The 15,660-nt window shown below is 67.2% G+C and carries 19 protein-coding genes; 9 read left to right on the top strand and 10 right to left on the bottom strand.

Annotated elements, in window-relative coordinates:
• The first annotated feature begins 2 nt into the window (after nucleotides 1-2).
• Nucleotides 3-827: an SDR family NAD(P)-dependent oxidoreductase gene (locus ABGB14_RS24500; RefSeq protein ID WP_347646158.1), complete on the top strand. Its 825-nt coding sequence runs from the start codon at nucleotides 3-5 to the stop codon at nucleotides 825-827.
• Between the two features lie 90 nt (nucleotides 828-917).
• Here the strand turns inward: ABGB14_RS24500 and ABGB14_RS24505 are convergent, their stop codons facing one another.
• A complete protein-coding gene (locus ABGB14_RS24505; RefSeq protein WP_347646159.1) occupies nucleotides 918-1,403 on the bottom strand; it encodes a hypothetical protein in 486 nt (161 codons plus the stop codon).
• Nucleotides 1,400-1,927, bottom strand: coding sequence for a sigma-70 family RNA polymerase sigma factor (locus ABGB14_RS24510; protein WP_347646160.1), 528 nt, complete (start codon nucleotides 1,925-1,927; stop codon nucleotides 1,400-1,402). The genes ABGB14_RS24505 and ABGB14_RS24510 overlap by 4 nt, the downstream gene beginning before the upstream one ends.
• A 138-nt stretch (nucleotides 1,928-2,065) precedes the next feature.
• Here ABGB14_RS24510 and ABGB14_RS24515 point away from each other — a divergent pair, with 138 nt between their 5' ends.
• The gene (locus tag ABGB14_RS24515; RefSeq protein ID WP_347646161.1) at nucleotides 2,066-2,890 is read left to right on the top strand and encodes an Atu4866 domain-containing protein; all 825 of its coding nucleotides are present in this window, start codon (nucleotides 2,066-2,068) and stop codon (nucleotides 2,888-2,890) included.
• Here the strand turns inward: ABGB14_RS24515 and ABGB14_RS24520 are convergent.
• Together ABGB14_RS24520 and ABGB14_RS24525 are read right to left on the bottom strand one after the other, a co-directional pair.
• On the bottom strand, nucleotides 2,877-3,809 hold the full coding sequence (locus tag ABGB14_RS24520) for an NmrA family NAD(P)-binding protein (protein WP_347646162.1): 933 nt from the start codon (nucleotides 3,807-3,809) through the stop codon (nucleotides 2,877-2,879). The two genes, ABGB14_RS24515 and ABGB14_RS24520, sit on opposite strands and share 14 nt — an antisense overlap.
• 167 nt (nucleotides 3,810-3,976) lie before the next feature.
• Nucleotides 3,977-4,516 carry a GNAT family N-acetyltransferase gene (locus ABGB14_RS24525; protein WP_347646163.1) on the bottom strand — a complete coding sequence of 180 codons (540 nt, stop codon included), beginning with the start codon at nucleotides 4,514-4,516 and terminating at the stop codon, nucleotides 3,977-3,979.
• 77 nt (nucleotides 4,517-4,593) lie between these two features.
• On the opposite strand from ABGB14_RS24525, the gene ABGB14_RS24530 reads away from it, so the two are divergent.
• From ABGB14_RS24530 to ABGB14_RS24550, 5 genes are all read left to right on the top strand, one after another.
• Nucleotides 4,594-5,529, top strand: a complete 936-nt coding sequence (locus tag ABGB14_RS24530; RefSeq protein ID WP_347646180.1) for an acyltransferase domain-containing protein — start codon at nucleotides 4,594-4,596, stop codon at nucleotides 5,527-5,529.
• Between the two features lie 210 nt (nucleotides 5,530-5,739).
• Entirely contained in the window at nucleotides 5,740-6,789 is a 1,050-nt protein-coding gene (locus tag ABGB14_RS24535; RefSeq protein WP_347646164.1) for a TerC family protein, read from the top strand.
• Nucleotides 6,790-8,564: 1,775 nt separating this feature from the next.
• Entirely contained in the window at nucleotides 8,565-8,696 is a 132-nt protein-coding gene (locus ABGB14_RS24540) for a hypothetical protein (RefSeq protein WP_347646165.1), read from the top strand.
• A gap of 86 nt (nucleotides 8,697-8,782) precedes the next feature.
• Nucleotides 8,783-9,829, top strand: a complete 1,047-nt coding sequence (locus ABGB14_RS24545; protein WP_347646166.1) for an alpha/beta hydrolase — start codon at nucleotides 8,783-8,785, stop codon at nucleotides 9,827-9,829.
• Between the two features lie 229 nt (nucleotides 9,830-10,058).
• On the top strand, nucleotides 10,059-10,922 hold the full coding sequence (locus ABGB14_RS24550) for a WD40 repeat domain-containing protein (RefSeq protein ID WP_347646167.1): 864 nt from the start codon (nucleotides 10,059-10,061) through the stop codon (nucleotides 10,920-10,922).
• On the opposite strand, the gene ABGB14_RS24555 is transcribed toward ABGB14_RS24550, so the two are convergent.
• From ABGB14_RS24555 to ABGB14_RS24580, 6 genes are all read right to left on the bottom strand, one after another.
• Nucleotides 10,923-11,315: a hypothetical protein gene (locus ABGB14_RS24555; protein WP_347646181.1), complete on the bottom strand. Its 393-nt coding sequence runs from the start codon at nucleotides 11,313-11,315 to the stop codon at nucleotides 10,923-10,925.
• A 148-nt stretch (nucleotides 11,316-11,463) separates the two neighbouring features.
• Nucleotides 11,464-11,649, bottom strand: a complete 186-nt coding sequence (locus tag ABGB14_RS24560; RefSeq protein ID WP_347646168.1) for a hypothetical protein — start codon at nucleotides 11,647-11,649, stop codon at nucleotides 11,464-11,466.
• 117 nt (nucleotides 11,650-11,766) lie between these two features.
• Nucleotides 11,767-11,859: an NmrA family NAD(P)-binding protein gene (locus tag ABGB14_RS24565; protein ID WP_347646169.1), complete on the bottom strand. Its 93-nt coding sequence runs from the start codon at nucleotides 11,857-11,859 to the stop codon at nucleotides 11,767-11,769.
• Between the two features lie 64 nt (nucleotides 11,860-11,923).
• Nucleotides 11,924-12,598 (bottom strand): hypothetical protein, encoded by a 675-nt coding sequence (locus ABGB14_RS24570; protein WP_347646170.1) that lies wholly within the window; start codon nucleotides 12,596-12,598, stop codon nucleotides 11,924-11,926.
• A gap of 53 nt (nucleotides 12,599-12,651) precedes the next feature.
• Complete coding sequence (locus ABGB14_RS24575; RefSeq protein ID WP_347646171.1) at nucleotides 12,652-13,371, bottom strand: SDR family oxidoreductase; 720 nt, start codon at nucleotides 13,369-13,371, stop codon at nucleotides 12,652-12,654.
• 45 nt (nucleotides 13,372-13,416) lie between these two features.
• Entirely contained in the window at nucleotides 13,417-14,004 is a 588-nt protein-coding gene (locus ABGB14_RS24580) for an NAD(P)H-dependent oxidoreductase (RefSeq protein ID WP_347646172.1), read from the bottom strand.
• Nucleotides 14,005-14,164: 160 nt separating this feature from the next.
• Between ABGB14_RS24580 and ABGB14_RS24585 the strand changes: the two genes are divergently transcribed.
• Both ABGB14_RS24585 and ABGB14_RS24590 read left to right on the top strand, forming a co-directional pair.
• Nucleotides 14,165-14,932, top strand: coding sequence for a TetR/AcrR family transcriptional regulator (locus ABGB14_RS24585; protein ID WP_347646173.1), 768 nt, complete (start codon nucleotides 14,165-14,167; stop codon nucleotides 14,930-14,932).
• A gap of 163 nt (nucleotides 14,933-15,095) precedes the next feature.
• A complete protein-coding gene (locus tag ABGB14_RS24590) occupies nucleotides 15,096-15,527 on the top strand; it encodes a hypothetical protein (protein WP_347646174.1) in 432 nt (143 codons plus the stop codon).
• Nucleotides 15,528-15,660 lie beyond the last annotated feature (133 nt).

Below are 15,660 nucleotides of genomic sequence, written 5' to 3' on the forward strand. Positions count from 1 at the left end.
TGATGACGGAGCAAGGAAGGTTTTCCCTGGCGGGGAGGGTCGCGGTCGTGACCGGAGCGGGGTCCGGAATCGGCGCGGCGACCGCGGTGGCGCTGGCGGCCCTGGGAGCGCGGGTGTGCTGTGCCGGGCGTACCCTCGACAAGGTCGAGCGGACGGCAGGAGAGATCGTGGCGGCCGGCGGCGAGGCGTTCGGGTTGCGGGTCGACGTGGCGTCGCCGGAGGACAACGATGCGATGGTTCGCGAGACGGTCGCCCGTTACGGGGGCGTGCACATCGCGCATCTCAACGCCGCTACGGGGCACTGGGGCGGTCTTCTGGACTACCCGCTGGAGGAGTGGGACCGCACGATGGCGGTGAATCTGCGGGGTGTGCTGCTCGGTCTGCAGGCGGCGGGCCGGTCGATGCGCGAGGCGGGTGGGGGCTCGGTCGTGGTCACCTCGTCGGCGGCCGGGCTCACCGGAGTTCGGATGTCGGCTGCGTACGCGGCGTCGAAGCATGGTGTGCTCGGTCTGGTCAAGTCGGCTGCGCTGGAGCTGGGGCCGGTCGGGATCCGGGTCAACGCCGTCTGCCCGGGGTACATCGCCAGTAACGATCTCACCAGGAAGATGGGTGAGGAGCTCGACGTCGCCAGCCGCTTTCCGCTGGGCAGACCGGGGCGCAGCGAGGAGGTCGCCAACCTGGTCGCGTTCCTGGCCAGTGAGAACGCGTCGTTCATCACCGGCAGCGTGCTCACCATCGATGGCGGCTGGCTGGCCGGCGGCATCGACCTCGGACATGACGCCGAGAACCGAACAGCCGCCGTCCACGCGTACTCCCATAACCCGTAGGGCCGTCAAGGCCACGCTGCATGAGCCCGTGCAGGCGGGCCATGGACCGTGCCGGGTGGCGGCGTGGACCCCGTCGACGCCGGCGCCCGGTCACGCCTGCTCGCCACGGGTCAGCTCGCGCTTGCGGCGCAGCAGCGCGGCCCGGCGCGCGTGCGCCCGTACGACCAGCACCAGCGACACCGCGACGAGCGCGCCGCCCGTCGCCAGCGCGGTGCCCGGGCCGGCATCGCGCTGGGTGGCGATGCCCGCCAGGCCCGCGGTCGTGACCAGCGACGCGCTCAGGGCGATCCAGGCGGCGATCACCCGGTCGGTGGCGAACAACGGCACCCTGCGCGTCAGCAGCCACGTACCGTAACCCGCCCAGGCCAGGCAGAACACGGCGAGCACCGCGAACGCCAGATGCGTACGGCCGGGCACCTGCCCCGGCTCGCTCCACCACAGCGCGGTCACGAACACCACGCCGGCCAGCCCGGCCAGCAGCGCCGCCACGGCGCGCACCCGCCGCCACGGTGACAGCGGCGATTCGAGCCGCTCGATCAGCTCCTCCGCCGACAGGCGAGGCCCCTCTTCGGTCATGGCTGGTATCCCCTTTTCTCCAGGTGCTCCCGCAACATCCGGCGAGCCCGATTGAGTCTGGATTTGACCGTGCCGGGCGGGACGAGACAGACCTGTGCGCACTCCTCCACCGACAGGTCCTCCAGGTAGAAGAGGACGAGAATCTCCCGTTCCAGGACCGGCAGCCCGGCCAGTGCGGCGACGAGCTCGGCGCGGTCCACCATGGCCTGGACGGGGTCCTCCACCATGGCCTCGTCGGTCGTGACGCCTTCCACCCTCTCCCTGGCGTACTCACCGCGCAGGCGGTCGGTCACCGAACGGCGGGCGATCGTGAAGAGCCAGGGTGCGAACCGGCCGGGCTCCCGCAGCCCCGGCAGGCCACGGACCACGGCCAGCCAGATCTCCTGCGTGACGTCGTCGGCTCGCTCCGCATCCAGCATCCGCCGAACATAGGTCCACACCGGCACCCGCCATCGGGCCACCAGCTCGGCCCATGCGGCCCGCTCTCCCAGCTGGGCGCGGACCACCAGCAGCTCATCGGTCATCTCGCCCCTTCCCGTCACCCTGCACAGTCGGGCGAGAAGCCGCTCAGGTTCACCACGATCGGCGCGAGCATGGGCGTGGCGCTCCCAGGAGAACCGCGGCCTTCTCCCGCACCCCAGCCCTCGTCGAGGGTAAGGCGCATGAGCGACGCGCCCACCGTGGTCACCTCCGCACCGAAGACCGGCCGCCCCTGGTGGATCCTGCCGGCGGCCGCGCTGGCCGCCGGCCTCGCGATCTTTTCGGTACGCCCGCATCCGATCGGCGCCCCCGCAGCCGATACGGCCTCACGAGGAGCACAGCCGATGTCAGGAAACGATGCCTCCGATCCCCTGGTCGTGATAGACGCCACGGTCCACGTCACGCCGTCACGGACGGTCCGCGGAGACCTGTGGGCCGAGGACGGGAGGATCACGCACGTCGGCCCGCGCGGGAAGAAGCCCCGTCCGGCCCGGGCCCGGGTGATCGAGGCGGACGGCGCGTTCGTCGTACCGCTGCTGGTGGACACCGCGATGCGCGCCCGCGCCGAGGACCAGCGCGGCGTCTATGATGTGGCCCCGGGCAACCCGGCGACCTTCGCCGTCACCCGGGAGCGTATGAGCGAGTCGCGGATCGGGCAGATGCTGGTCCTCCGGCCGTACGACCTGCTCGCCGTCGTCGTGTCGGGACATGTCGAGGCGTGGCAGGGCGAACCCACCCGTCCCGCCGGAACCCCCGCCCCAGGGCTCCAGAGATGGCACGGCGTCTGGGTCGACGAATCGCATGAATTGGAACAACACCTGCTCCTCGACGGCAGGTACACCGAGACGCGCCACGGCCGGACCGATGCCTACACAGGCAGATACTGGGTCCGCGACGACCGCGTCACCTACCTCGACGACACCGGGTTCTGGGCCTTCGGAGAGCTGGTCGACGGGGTGCTCCACCACGCCGGGTTCGTCATGCGCAAACGCCTCACACCCGGGTGACCGTCTCCGGCAGGTGCCGCCGCGCCCACTCCTCGAAGCCGGTGAGCGGGAGGCCGAGGTCCCTGGCGTACTGCGGCCGGGCCGGTTGACCGGCCACGTTCATCCACTCGTGCGAGGCGCCCATCGGCGGCATTCCGGCGGCGAGCGCCTCTTCCTCGGTCATGTCCGGCGCGGGCAGGTACGTGCCCAGCGTGCGGGAGAGGATCTCGGCGATCGCCGACATCGGCAGATAGTCGCTCGCCAGCTCCAGCTCCAGCCCGTCGAAGCGCGCGGGGTCGGCGATGGCCGCGGCGACCGTCGTGCCGATGTCGTCCACCGCGGCGAGGGACAGCCGGGTCCCGGGCTTCACCACGCTCACCAGGCCGCCCTCGATGCCGCGCGGGAACAGGAACGCCATGGACGGCAGGAAGTTCTCCATGAAGAAGCCCGGCTTGAGGATCGTCCAGTGGGGGAAACCGGCCGCGCGAACCCGGTCCTGGATCGTGCTCTTGGCTTCCAGGCTGTCGTCCAGCGAGCCCCAGCGGCCTGCCACCCAGCCGGGCGTCTCGGTGTGCCCGCCCGCGCCGCTGGTGGACGTCTGCACGAACTGCGGCACCCCCGCGGCCTTCGCACCCTCGATGAGGTTGACGGCCTGGGCCACCTCTCCGTCGAAACCGAAGCCATCGGCGGTCAGCGCGGGCATCTGTACGGAGAAGACGGCGCGGACGCCCTCGGCGGCCCGGACCACCGAGTCGCGGTCGTGGAGATCGCCGGTGACGAGTTCGGCGCCGAGCGCCTCGACGGCTCTGGCCCGGGCGGTGGCCGGGTCGCGTACCAGGGCGCGGACGGGAACGCCGGCCCTGCGCAGGGCGCGGGCGGCGGCCCCGCCCTGCTTGCCTGTGGCGCCGGTGACCAGGACGGGCGCGGAGGTGGTGACCATGCTTCTCCCTCGTACGGCTGAAACGGCGGGCCCCGCCGTTTTGTGCGCGATACAATACGACGGACCCTGCCACTTAGCAATGTCCGGAGAGACGACCACCTGACACCCCGTGGCCGCCGGCATGACCCTCGCACCGGAGCACCCCCGGCCGTCGCAGGTCTCAGCCCTCAGAGCTCGTGACGAGGCAGGTTCGTCGCGAAGATCCAGTCCAGGCCGTCCTCGCCGCTGGTGTCGAGATGTTCGGCTCGCGCCAGACCAGCGCGTACGGCCACACGTTGGGAGGCGATGTTGGCCGGCCGGACACGGGCGATGAGCGGCAGGTCGGGAACGCGTCCGGACACCCACCCGACCACTGACTCGGCGGCCTCGCCCGCCAGCCCCCGACCCCACGATGAGGCCTCGAAGCGGTAGAAGAGGTTGAGCACCCTCATGCCGTTCAGGTCCATGGCCTTGGTGCCGCAGAACCCCAGCTGCCGCTCCGAGCCGCGGCGCCGCACCACCCAGTACCCGAAGCCGAAGCGCTGCCAGTGATCGTTCCAGCGCTCGAAGAGCTCCCGGGCCTCCTCGCGCCGGGACAGAGCGTCGGAGGGGTTGTGCAGGCAGGTGGCAGGGTCGTGATGGATGCTGAAGATCGCGTCGACGTCCTCCGGCGCGGGCCGCCGCAGCGACAGCCGTGCGGTCACAAGCTCCTCGCCGTCTCCGCTCACACGGCGATGGTAATCACGCACCGACGGGATCACTCCGGCGGGTGACCCGTACGGACGGTCCGCGTAGGTTGGGTCACATGCTCGAACTTCCCTCGAACGCGGAAGCGGCGCGGTTGCTGGAGCAGTTGGGTGCATCGCCCGCCGATCGGAACGAAGCGCTGGCGGCGCGGCCCGATCCCGAGGAGCATCCGGAGCTGTGGCGGCACCTGGAACGGTGCCACCAGGATGTGACGTCGCACATGGGTTCAGGGCTCTCGGTCGGTGGCTATCGCGGCTTCCCGGCGTTCCCGGCCGGCGCCGGCCCGGTGGCGCTCCACCTCTACGTCTGGCTCTATCTCGCCGTCCTGCCGGAGACGCTGCGCTACCACGCCGAGCGCGGCATCGACCCCCGAACGTCATGGGAGACGTTGTCGACACTCGGCCCCATGATGGCCGAACACCGCTCCGTGCACGGGATCGGTGGAGTCGGACGATTCGAGCAGTGGTGTCCACCGCTGAAGTTCAGAGGCGCCGAATATCGGCTCGGCCGATTGGAGTACGACCGCGGCCGGGGCGAATGCCCGGACGGCACGACAGGATTCCTCCTGCATCTGCACATCCCGTCCGGTGCACCGCTGTCCCCGGCTTCCTGCGACGAATCGCTCGGCCAGGCCCGGAGGTTCTTCGGCCGCCATTTCCCTGACGAGCCGCTCTCGTACGTCGTCTGTCACTCCTGGTTGCTCGACCCGCAGCTCATCGAATATCTCCCCGAGCGGTCGAACATCGTGCGATTCCTCCGCCGCTTCGCGTTGAGGCCGCTGACGTCCGGCGATGAGGATCTCGCCGACGGTTCCATGCTGGAGTACGTCTTCGGACAGCCGAGCCGGACGGGGCCGGTCACCGCACGTCAACTCGCGGAGCTACCACAGGGCACTTCCCTGCAGAGGGCCTATGTGGCCCACCTCAGATCCGGACGGAACTGGCGGGCACGCACCGGCTGGATCGCCTTGCCGGCACGCCCGGAATCCGCCTGACCTCGACCGCCTACGCTGAAACATACGAGGGGGGATGTTGGCCTACAGCATTCCATATGTATGATCGCAGGCGAAGTGGAGGGGAGTACTCCTTCGCGGCCACGTCGTCATCACGGACCCTTTCTCGGGACCCGGCGCGGTCGGTCCGCGACGCCGCGGGCGGAGAAGACCTCCGACGGACGTGTCAACGCCTAAGTCGGAGGAGCTTTCATGCCCCCACCCATGCCCGTGCCCGCCTGGCTGTGGGCGGCCACCATCGCCGCCCTTCTCGGACTCATCCTCCTCGACCTGATCATCGTCAACAGGAAACCCCACAAGGTCACGATCGCCGAGTCGGCGCGGTGGATCGCCTTCTACATCGCCTGTGCGGTCGCTTTCGGCGCAGGAGTGTGGATCTTCGGTGGCGATGACCAGGCGGCCGCCTACATCACCGGCTACATCACCGAGTACACGCTCAGCGTCGACAACCTGTTCATCTTCATGCTCATCATGGCGAACTTCGCCGTGCCCGCGATCTACCAGCACCGCGTCCTGCTCATCGGGATCGTGATGGCGCTGGTCATGCGCGGGATCTTCATCGGCGTGGGCGCGCAGGCCGTACAGCGTTTCAGCTGGGTGTTCTGGATCTTCGGCGGCATCCTCATCTACACCGCGTGGAAATTCGCCTTCAACCACAACGACGACGACGAGTACGACCCCAACGGCGGCGTCGTCCGGTTGGCGCGCAAGTTGTTCCCGGTCACCGACGCCTACCACGGTGCGCGGATGACCGTCCGGCAGGACGGTCGCCGCCTGCTGACCCCGATGTTCATCGTCATCATCGCCATCGGCGGCGCGGACCTGGTGTTCGCCGTCGACTCCATCCCCGCGATCTTCGGCATCACCCAGGACGCCTACCTGGTCTTCGCGGCCAACGCGTTCGCGCTGATGGGGCTGAGACAGCTGTTCTTCCTGCTCGGCGGGCTGGTGGAGAAGCTCGTCTACCTCACCTACGGGCTGGCGGTCATCCTCGGCTTCATCGGCGTGAAACTCGTCCTGCACGCCCTGCACGAGAACGAGCTGCCGTTCATCAACGGCGGCGAGCACGTCACCTGGGTCCCCGAGATCAACAACTGGCTCTCGTTGTCCGTCATCGTCACCGTGCTCACCATCACGACGGTGGCCAGCCTGCTCAAGTCCAGGAGGGACACCCGCCAGGCCGCCGAGCCGGCTGCGTCGGGGCCGGCTGCGTCCGAGCCCGCCGACCGCGCTCGCAACTGAGAAAGAGGGCAGGCTCGTCGCCGGCCGGCGACGAGCCTGCCCGGACATGCCGTCCCCCGCACTAGCGTGGCGCCCGTCCAGGGGACGGGCTCAGAGATGCGGGGCGGGCCGGTGGACGAGCTCCTGGATGTCGCCGTCGAGCGTCCGGCTCTCGATCAGCTCGACGTCGAAGTCGGCCGCGCCCTGGAAGACCGGGTCTGCGACACGAGGGCCCTTCGCCCGTTCTCTATTGTCCTATGAACCATCACCGACCGCGAAACGACACGTGGAATGTCGCTACGCCAGAAACGAATGTCGAACCATCGGGATGAAGAAGAGAAAGCCCGGGTCGACCGGTCATCCGGACGGATCGACCCGGGTCCGTTGATCAGCCCCAACCAGTGGTGCGCTTCATGCCTTCCTCCTTCTTCGTCACGACGCGACACATTGTCGATAGAAGGCTCTCAAGGCAAGATGATTGGCGTCATGAGGTGATACTCGGACACGCATGCCGCCCCCTCTCGCCTTGATATCGGTCAGGCCCAAGGCTATGAGGATCGCCCGTTCGTTGTCATCGGCATGGGGTCGACAGATTCTTCGCATGGCGTGCATGCCGAGGATTCAAACTCGACTCCTTCTTGCCCAGGCCCATGCACCAACACCTTTAACGACGAAGTGTTGCGGGCACCGATTGATTTTGCCTGGGCACCCCGCGATCGGAGAGATACCCACCTGGCGCATCAGCTAGCGCACGGTGCACCGTGCCCCCCGAACGTCGGCCCCGACGAACGGACCGGACTTACGCAACGGGACATCGGCCTGCCTCGAGGAAGGTTCGAGACGGGTAGGCAGTGCACAGTTTTTGTCGACGCTGCGCGCTGGACATCGACGACCGGTTTGACCAACCTTGGTTGCGCCTTCATCGATCGTTCTCGAAAGGTTTCGCGTCATGCGTCCTTCGTTGGTTGCGGCCGGCGCGCTGCTGTTCCTTTCCTTCTCCGCCGGAGCCGTACCCGCTTCGGCCGCCGCTTCCTCTTCAGCGGGTGCCGCGCAGGCTTTCGCGGCAGGACCGCGCACGTTGTGCGCGGGGGACAGAGCAGTCGCCGCGCCCATGCGGTGGAGTCAGTGGCGTTCAGCGTGCGCGCTGGACTTGAGCAGCAAACTCACCTACAGGTGGAGCGCGGACAGTCGGGTCTGCGTGCAGGTCCGGAGCATTCTCCGTGGCAGATCGCACGTTGTTTCCGCGCCTAAGTGTGGTAAGAGGGGCATGATCACGGTTCCCTGGTCGAGCAAGCCGAAGGATGTGCGCAACCCCAAGCTCCGTGCCTATGGCTCATCCGACACGCGCACCACGGTGACTCGATGGAACGCTCAGCTCATTAGCTGAGAATGCGACGCATGTCAGTCTAAAATCGCTTATTATTCTTCGCTTGTTGTCCTGGTCGGAGCCTGTGGCACGCCACGGTCGGTCGCACTCAATGAATGAGGAGATGCCGGCGACAGCGTCAGTGTGGGATTTACTTTCGACCGACCAGGCAAGGCCGACCCTCCCGCACAGCACTGGTGTGCTCCACACACTTCCGCGCTGTGGACAGCGCGGAAACCTTTCGGGCGGGTGTTCTTCCCTTCATCTCCAGAGCACTGCCCCTTGGGCAAGGCCATGCAGCCCGCCGCAACCCGATCTAGGGGATCAACCGGTGGCTGTGTTCACAAGTGATCGCTAACTACGCTTTATCAGTATAACTCGTACTGCTATTCCAAATACACTCCCAAGTGTGCCTAGAGAGGTGCTTCAGATGACGCTGGGCATGCTCGAGAGGTCAGATGGCACGTACATCGCCGCCACAGTCAAGGTGGACGAGACGGTGTCGATCCTGATCCCCGAGGATGGCGTTCTGGTCGCCCGGTCCGCAGAGGACGGGCGATGACGGGCCAGCCGGTGGAGACTCCGCCAAAGCCGAGGCGGCGCCGTCGCTGGCTGCGTGTCGTCCGGTACACCGCCGGAGGTCTTGCCGTGCTCACCGCCCTCTTCCTCGGCGGATACGTTTATCAGAACGTCACCGGCCTGGAAAATGGCATGGATGACGTCGCCGAGGCCGGGTTCGTCGAGAAGCAGATCCGAGTGGACGGGCGCCGCCTCAACTACGCGGAGGGGCCGGACAACGGTCCCCCGCTGGTACTGATCCACGGGCAGGCTTCCCAGTGGGAGGACTACATGCTCGCGCTGCCCGAACTGGCGGGAGACCACCACATTTTCGCCGTTGATGTCCCCGGTCACGGCGGCTCCGACCGGCTAGACCCCAAGGAATACTCCAACGCCCGGGTCGGCGCGCTGCTCGCCGGGTTCATGGAGGAGGCCGTTGGCGAGCCCGCGATCGTCTCCGGGCACTCCTCCGGAGGACTGCTCGCTCTGTGGATCACTGCCCAGCGCCGAGAACTCGTCTCCGGACTCGTCCTGGAGGACCCTCCGCTGTTCTCGTCCGAGATGCCCCGCCTACCGCGTACCACCGGAGGTCTCCTGACGGCGCTCGCCGATCAATACCTCAAGGCGGGTAAGCCACGGAATGATTTTCAGCGCTATTTCCTGGAGCACGGCAGCTACTTCGAGTTCTTCGGCTCCCTGGAGGGGTCGATCAAGAGCTATGCGTTGAACTGGATCGACGACAATCCGCGCGATCCGCTGCAGATCTTCTACCTCCCTCCGCTGGTCAGCGTCTTCTTCCAAGGTCTGGTCAGCTACGACCCGGAGTTCGGCGCCGCCTGGACACGCGAAGAAGGCGGCTGGTTCTCGGGATTCGACACTGAGGCGGCGCTGCGCGCCGTCAACGTACCGACCACGCTGATCCACACCAACTACTTCGAGAGCAAGGACGGCACCGCATACAACGACAAGGGCATCCTGATGGCCGCCATGGATGCGAAAGACGTCGACCGCGCACTCGGTCTGCTGCCCAAGGGCACCAAACTCGTGCAGGTCCAATCCGGCCATCTGGTCCACTTCGAGAAGCCGCGGGACTTCATCGACTCCGTCCAGGCCCTCTCGTCCCGTGTCAAGGAGTGAGCAACCGCCCCAGTCCCCAACCCGGCTACGGATCGAAAGGCGGTGTGGTGAGCAGCGTCCCTCCTGAAACGTCAGGACGTCGATCCACCAGGGGTGCAGTTGTTCATTCCGGCCGGTTGAACCTGAGCCATCTAATGTGGATTGCGTAAATTTCGAGGGAGTTCGGTTCATGCTGCGTGAGTACGTCACAGGGCTGGACGGGTGCAGGGCCACAACGGTCCTGCCCGACGTGCCGGTCGCGGTACTCGGTGACGACGGGCACCTCGCCCTTGTCGACCTGGACACCGGTACGGTCGACTCTTACGAGGTCGATGACGATCTGCCGCCAGTCGCCCTGGTCGGCCTGACCGATCGCCGCGTGCTCGTGGTTCGCTTCAACACGATCGAGCTCTACCGGCTCGACGGGCCGGCGGAATGGAAGGCGCCGATACGCCAGTGGCAGATCAAGTCCGACACATCGGTCCTCGACGTGGCGGCCACGGAGTCCGGCTCCCGGTTCGTGGTCGCCGCCGGAGACCGGTTCTATGTCGGTGACGTCGACAACCCGGACCTGGTCGAGGTCGACAGCCCTGACCGTACCTGGTACGGCTCCGCAGGGTGCCTCGCCGGGTACGTTTCACCCGATGGCGCCACTTTTGCGGTCGGGCGGGTGGGGTCGATCGACGTTTACACCACAGCGCCGCTTTGCCGGATCCACGACCTATGTATGAACGAGAAGGGTGACGCCGTCCTGTCCCTCGCGTTGTCGCCGGACGGGCGACGCCTCGTGGCTGGAGACGACGCCGCCCGTAGCGCCCTGTTCGACCTCGGCGGCGGCGACCGAGCCCAGGTGAGCAAGGGCGGCAAGGTGATCGCGGCACAGTGGAGCCGGGATGGCAGCGTCTGCGCACTCGTCGTACTCACTCGGGCCGTCGGCGTGGTCGACCTGTCCGGCCGGCTGCTGGCCGAACTCACACCACAGGAACCGGGCACCTACTACTTTCTCGGTGGAGGCTGGGTCGCTGGCGGTGGCCGGTTCGCGGTCGGCACCGAGCACGGCAAGATCCTGGCGTGGAACCTTGAAGCTGAGGCACAGCTCGGCGCAGCTCGCTGATCATGCGGGCGAGGTCGGCGTCACGGGGTAACGGGCTTGGGCGGCGCGGAGCGTGCCGACGGCGGCGCGGGTGGTGGCCTCGTCCTCGCCCGGGTCCGCGGCGACCTGGCAGCGGCTGCTGCCGAGGAAGCGCTGCCAGATGAGGTTGCGCCGGTGCCGGGGCCAGGCGGACATGTCGCCCTGCAGCGCCGCCGCCAGCGGGTTCCAGGCCAGCACGTCGCCCTTGGCCGACAGCACCAGCACCGGCAGATCCGCCATGCGGTCCAGCAGCCGCAACACGCTCGGCCGTACGACCATTTCGACACGTCCTGGCTGTGGCGGCTCGTGACCGGCCAGGCGGAACACCAGCTCGCGGTCGTCGTCGCCGAGCCGCAGCGCCTCGCCGCAGACCACGGTCAACGCGATCCGCCGCTGGATGTAGCCGGACGCGGCCCTCGCGGAGGAGGCTGACGCCCGTGTATCGCGTCCGCCAGGGTACGGCTTTCTCCTCTCGTGGCAGGAAGGTTCCCGACGCTGACGGCCAGCGCGAACCGGCGGGCGGTCAGCGGAAGCCGGCGGCGTGATCGGTGGCCCACTGACGGAATGTACGGGGCGGCTTTCCGGTGACGTCCTCGACAGTGGACGTGATGGGGCCTGGCCACTTCATCATGTCGGCGTATGCGTTGAGGACGATATCGACGACTTCGGCCGGCTGCCATGCCAGCATCTCCTGCCGCGCCGTGGCCAATGAGATCTCCTCCCAGCGCAGCGCCCGACCGATCGCATCGCCGATGATGCGTACCTGCTCGGCCTGGGTGAGAAGTCCAGGGCCGGTGAGGACGTAGTCGCGCCCGCCATGGCCCCGCTAGGTCATCGCCCGCACGCGCACGCCTGTGTCCTGGAGTTGGGACACGACCTGCTTGCCGACGATGCCGGTGGCCCCTATGACCAGGATCACGCCAGTGAGTAGTGGTTGACGGGTTCGATGGGCGTGAGTTCGGGGTGTCGACGTGTCCGCTGCCTCAGCCATGTGCCGGCCGCCCCGTCGCAGACGAGCCGGTGGCGCTGCGAAGCAGGCGGTACCTCTGAAAACCGCTGGACTCCACACCTGAGAACTCCTGGACGTCGCGCCATTCGGGCGCGTTCCCCACCGTGCCGCGCCCGGACCTGGCCAGGGCGTCGCGGTGGGAGTCCTCGTCGATCCACTCCGCGTAGTTGAGCACCTTGGTGCCATCGGCGCTCAGGTGGAAGTAGGCGGAGATGCCGTCGGGGTGGGGTTCGGTCTCGGCCTCCATCGCGGCGAATACGGTGTCCACCCATCGCCGCTGCCGCTGCTGGTCCGGCCCGTCGAACTGGACGCTCACCACCACGATGCACCCGGGAACCGGACGGGCATCTCGGCTGCCACCGCGATACAGCCGATACTCGGTCGGCTCGGCATCGGTGACCTCGGCGACGAACCGGTTCTCTGCCTGCCCGGCGCATTGCGTGTAGGTCAGGACCGAATCTCCGTCGGTGCTCAGCAAGACATCGAACGAGATGACCCCAGGCGGCCACGGCACGCGCTCCAGCCGGGCGAACATCTGCTCCACCCTTTCCTGTCGGCGCCCGGGCTCACAGGGGCTCCATTGGCTGACCACTATGGCGCCCACGTCATCTCTGGCGAGGTCGGGCATCCGGATGCGATCGCTGATCATTTTTCTCTTCACTTGAGTGGTGTACGAGTGACCGAGGTCGGCCGGCAGGTGCTTTACATCGTCGTTCCGCCAGATACGTCCAGGCGGTGTCCGGTGATGTAGCGGCTGTCGTCGGAGGCCAAGAAGGCGACGGTGTCGGCGATATCTTGCGGCGTGCCCAGTCGCCCGAGGGGCGTCTGCGACAACAGCCACTCCAGGGCCTGGCCGACCAGACGGCCCTGGTGCATGTCGGTGTCGACCACGCCGGGGGCCACGAGGTTGACCGTGATGCCACGCGGCCCGAGCTGCTTGGCCAGAGCGGTGGTGAGGACGTCGAGCCCGGCCTTGGACATGGCGTAGCCGATGGCCTGGGGCATGGCCGCTCCTCGGGTCAGCATGGTGCCCACGGAGATGATCCGCCCACCGTCGCGCAGCCGGGGCAGAGCCTGTTGGGTGATGAAAAACGGGGCGGCGGTGTTGACCGCGTACAGGTGCTCGAGCCCTTCGCGCGTCACGCTGTCGATCGTGCTCTGAGGGCCGAGTATGCCCGCGTTGTTGACCAGGATATCCAGCGCATCGGCGTGGGCGTCGAAGCCAGCCCACAGGGCTTCGGCGTCGCCTGGCACGCCCAGCTCGCCCTGCACGGCGAAGGCTTGCCCGCCGGACACTTCGATGGCGTCGACGGTGTCCTTGGCGGCCGCGTGATTGCCGCCGTAGTGCACGGCGACTCGGGCGCCCTCGCGGGCCAGCCGGACGGCGATCGCGCGGCCGATGCCCCGGCTGGCACCGGTCACCAGCGCCGTCTTTCCGGTAAGTCTCGTCATGATCAACTCTTCCGTCTATGCGATGTAGGGTGTGGTGGCCTTAGCGTCGCCCAGCACCTGAGCCCACCAGCTCACTTGGTCCAGGAGGGTCTCAGCGGCCATCGCCGGACCTTCAGGGTCCTTGGGTTGTCCGTTGCCGTCGAAGCACTCCCAAGCGCGGTGGAAGCTGATGGTGTCCCGGGTGGTGACGGCATGCAGCTCGGCGAATACGGCGCGCAGGTGCTCCACCGCGCGCAGCCCGCCGGAGATGCCGCCGTAGGAGACGAACGCCACCGGCTTGGCATGAAACTGCTCGTTGTGCCAGTCGATCGCGTTCTTCAACGCGGCCGGGTCGCTGTGGTTGTACTCGGGCGTCACCACCACGAACGCGTCGGCGGCCGCCAGTCGCGGGGTCAGCTCACCGAGCGCTCTTCGTACCGGCTCCGGCACCGACATCGAGGGGCCCGCCGCCCCGAGCGGCGCGTCGGCCAGATCGATCACATCGACGTCGAGGTTCGGGCGTGCTGTGGCCTGACCAGCAAGCCAGGCCGCCACTGTCGGGCCGAGACGGCCGTCGCGGACACTGCCGACGATCACGGCGAGCCGCAGCGCGGCATCGATCATTGGATGCTCCTTTCCTGGCGGCCTGTCGCGTAGCCGCCAGTGGTGTGGTCTCGTGGGAGATCAGGTAGTCCATTCACGCATCCTCTATTCGCGTACGGAGTACCTAAAATGCACGATAACCTTTCGGGTATCATGTACGCAAATAAGGGGAGGGGCGTACGTGGCCGACGAGGAACCGACGAGCATCTGGATGCAACCAGAGCGGCACGAGCGCTCCGGGCCTGGCCGGCGGCCCGGCTACAGTCGCGAGCAGATCACCCAGACGGCCGTCCGGCTCGCCGACGCCGAAGGGATGGAGGCCGCGACCATGCGGCGGATCGCGCAGGAGTTGGGCACCGGCGCCATGTCGCTCTATCGCTACTTGCCCCGGCGCGACGACCTGTTCGACCTCATGATCGATATGGCGATGAGCGAGGTCGAACTCTCCGACGGCCCGTCCGGTGACTGGCGGTCCGACTTGACGCTGCTGGCCCGGCAGATCCGCGCCACGAGCCTGCGTCATCCCTGGCTGGTCGGGCTGCTCACCAGCCGGCCGACCCTCGGCCCTAACCTGCTACGGGTGCACGAGTACGCGCTCGGCGCGTTCGACGGGTTCGGACTCGACATCGACGACATCACCGGCTACGTCGGCATGCTCGACGACTACGTCCACAGCGCTACCCGCCGCGAGCTCGGCTGGCTGGAGGAGGCCCGCCGTACCGGCCTGGACCCCGAGCGCTGGAAGCAGGACTATATGGGACCGTATGTGCGCCAGATCGTCGAATCCGGCACCTTTCCGCTGTTCAACCGATCGGTTCTCGACTCCCGCACCGCTCACCTTGCCCCCGTGGAGCGCTTCCGGCACGGACTCGATCGAATCCTCGATGCCATCGCCGCGCTCATCACATCCTCTCGCGGTCACGCCGTAGGGCAAGCCGAGGAACCGTGAGCGTCAGGGGAACGCCTGGTGTCGAAGCGGCCCCCGGGACCGAGTGCCGTCAACAGTGGACTATGTGGCACTAGCAGTGGTCTCTGTGCTATTTACAGCACTGAAGCGGTGCCTGAAGACTTTGATCTCGTCTTCAGATTCTCGCGAGTCAGGTAGGAATCCCATGCAGGCCATTCTCCGCCGTGTCTCCGTCACCGGCCTCGCCGCTCTCACCTTCGCCGGGTCCGGCGGTTTCACCGCACCCGCCGCCCAGGCGGCCCCCATTAAGACGGTCACGTTCCACTGCAGCGCGGGCGGGTTCGTGGGGCAGATCAAAGTCAACTATCAGGGAACCTGGAACGGCCGGTCCGTCGTGACCTTCATGTGGTACCGGATCACCCCGGCCAACGAGCGGCGCAAGCACAACGTCAAGGTCGTGGACTTCGGCAAACGAGGGGCCACCGGCCCGGTCGCGGATATCGACCACGGGCTGTCGTACGGCGAACATTGGAACCCGTTGCGCTACAGCGATTACAAGCGGACGCGCGGCAAGGTCCGCATCGAGTTCGTATTCGACCGTAAGGGTTCCGACCCCCGGTGCAAGCAGACGGTTTAGCTAGCGCTAGTACGGCAGCCGCCATTTGCTGTGTGAGCTGGGACGACGTGGTGCCGGGCCAGTGTGAGTTTCTGGTGGGATACCCATACAACGAGAGCAGCCGCTCGTGATCATGTCTGTGTGACGAGAACAA

This window comes from Nonomuraea sp. B10E15, assembly GCF_039871615.1.
Lineage (GTDB): Bacteria > Actinomycetota > Actinomycetes > Streptosporangiales > Streptosporangiaceae > Nonomuraea.

What these genes read in the sequence shown, in the direction of transcription:
- ABGB14_RS24500 (WP_347646158.1), top strand. Translation starts at nt 3, where the DNA reads ATGACGGAGCAAGGAAGGTTTTCCCTGGCGGGGAGGGTCGCGGTCGTG.
- ABGB14_RS24505 (WP_347646159.1), bottom strand. Translation starts at nt 1,403, where the DNA reads ATGACCGAAGAGGGGCCTCGCCTGTCGGCGGAGGAGCTGATCGAGCGG.
- ABGB14_RS24510 (WP_347646160.1), bottom strand. Translation starts at nt 1,927, where the DNA reads ATGACCGATGAGCTGCTGGTGGTCCGCGCCCAGCTGGGAGAGCGGGCC.
- ABGB14_RS24515 (WP_347646161.1), top strand. Translation starts at nt 2,066, where the DNA reads ATGAGCGACGCGCCCACCGTGGTCACCTCCGCACCGAAGACCGGCCGC.
- ABGB14_RS24520 (WP_347646162.1), bottom strand. Translation starts at nt 3,809, where the DNA reads ATGGTCACCACCTCCGCGCCCGTCCTGGTCACCGGCGCCACAGGCAAG.
- ABGB14_RS24530 (WP_347646180.1), top strand. Translation starts at nt 4,594, where the DNA reads ATGCTCGAACTTCCCTCGAACGCGGAAGCGGCGCGGTTGCTGGAGCAG.
- ABGB14_RS24535 (WP_347646164.1), top strand. Translation starts at nt 5,740, where the DNA reads ATGCCCCCACCCATGCCCGTGCCCGCCTGGCTGTGGGCGGCCACCATC.
- ABGB14_RS24540 (WP_347646165.1), top strand. Translation starts at nt 8,565, where the DNA reads ATGACGCTGGGCATGCTCGAGAGGTCAGATGGCACGTACATCGCCGCC.
- ABGB14_RS24570 (WP_347646170.1), bottom strand. Translation starts at nt 12,598, where the DNA reads ATGATCAGCGATCGCATCCGGATGCCCGACCTCGCCAGAGATGACGTG.
- ABGB14_RS24580 (WP_347646172.1), bottom strand. Translation starts at nt 14,004, where the DNA reads ATGATCGATGCCGCGCTGCGGCTCGCCGTGATCGTCGGCAGTGTCCGC.
- ABGB14_RS24590 (WP_347646174.1), top strand. Translation starts at nt 15,096, where the DNA reads ATGCAGGCCATTCTCCGCCGTGTCTCCGTCACCGGCCTCGCCGCTCTC.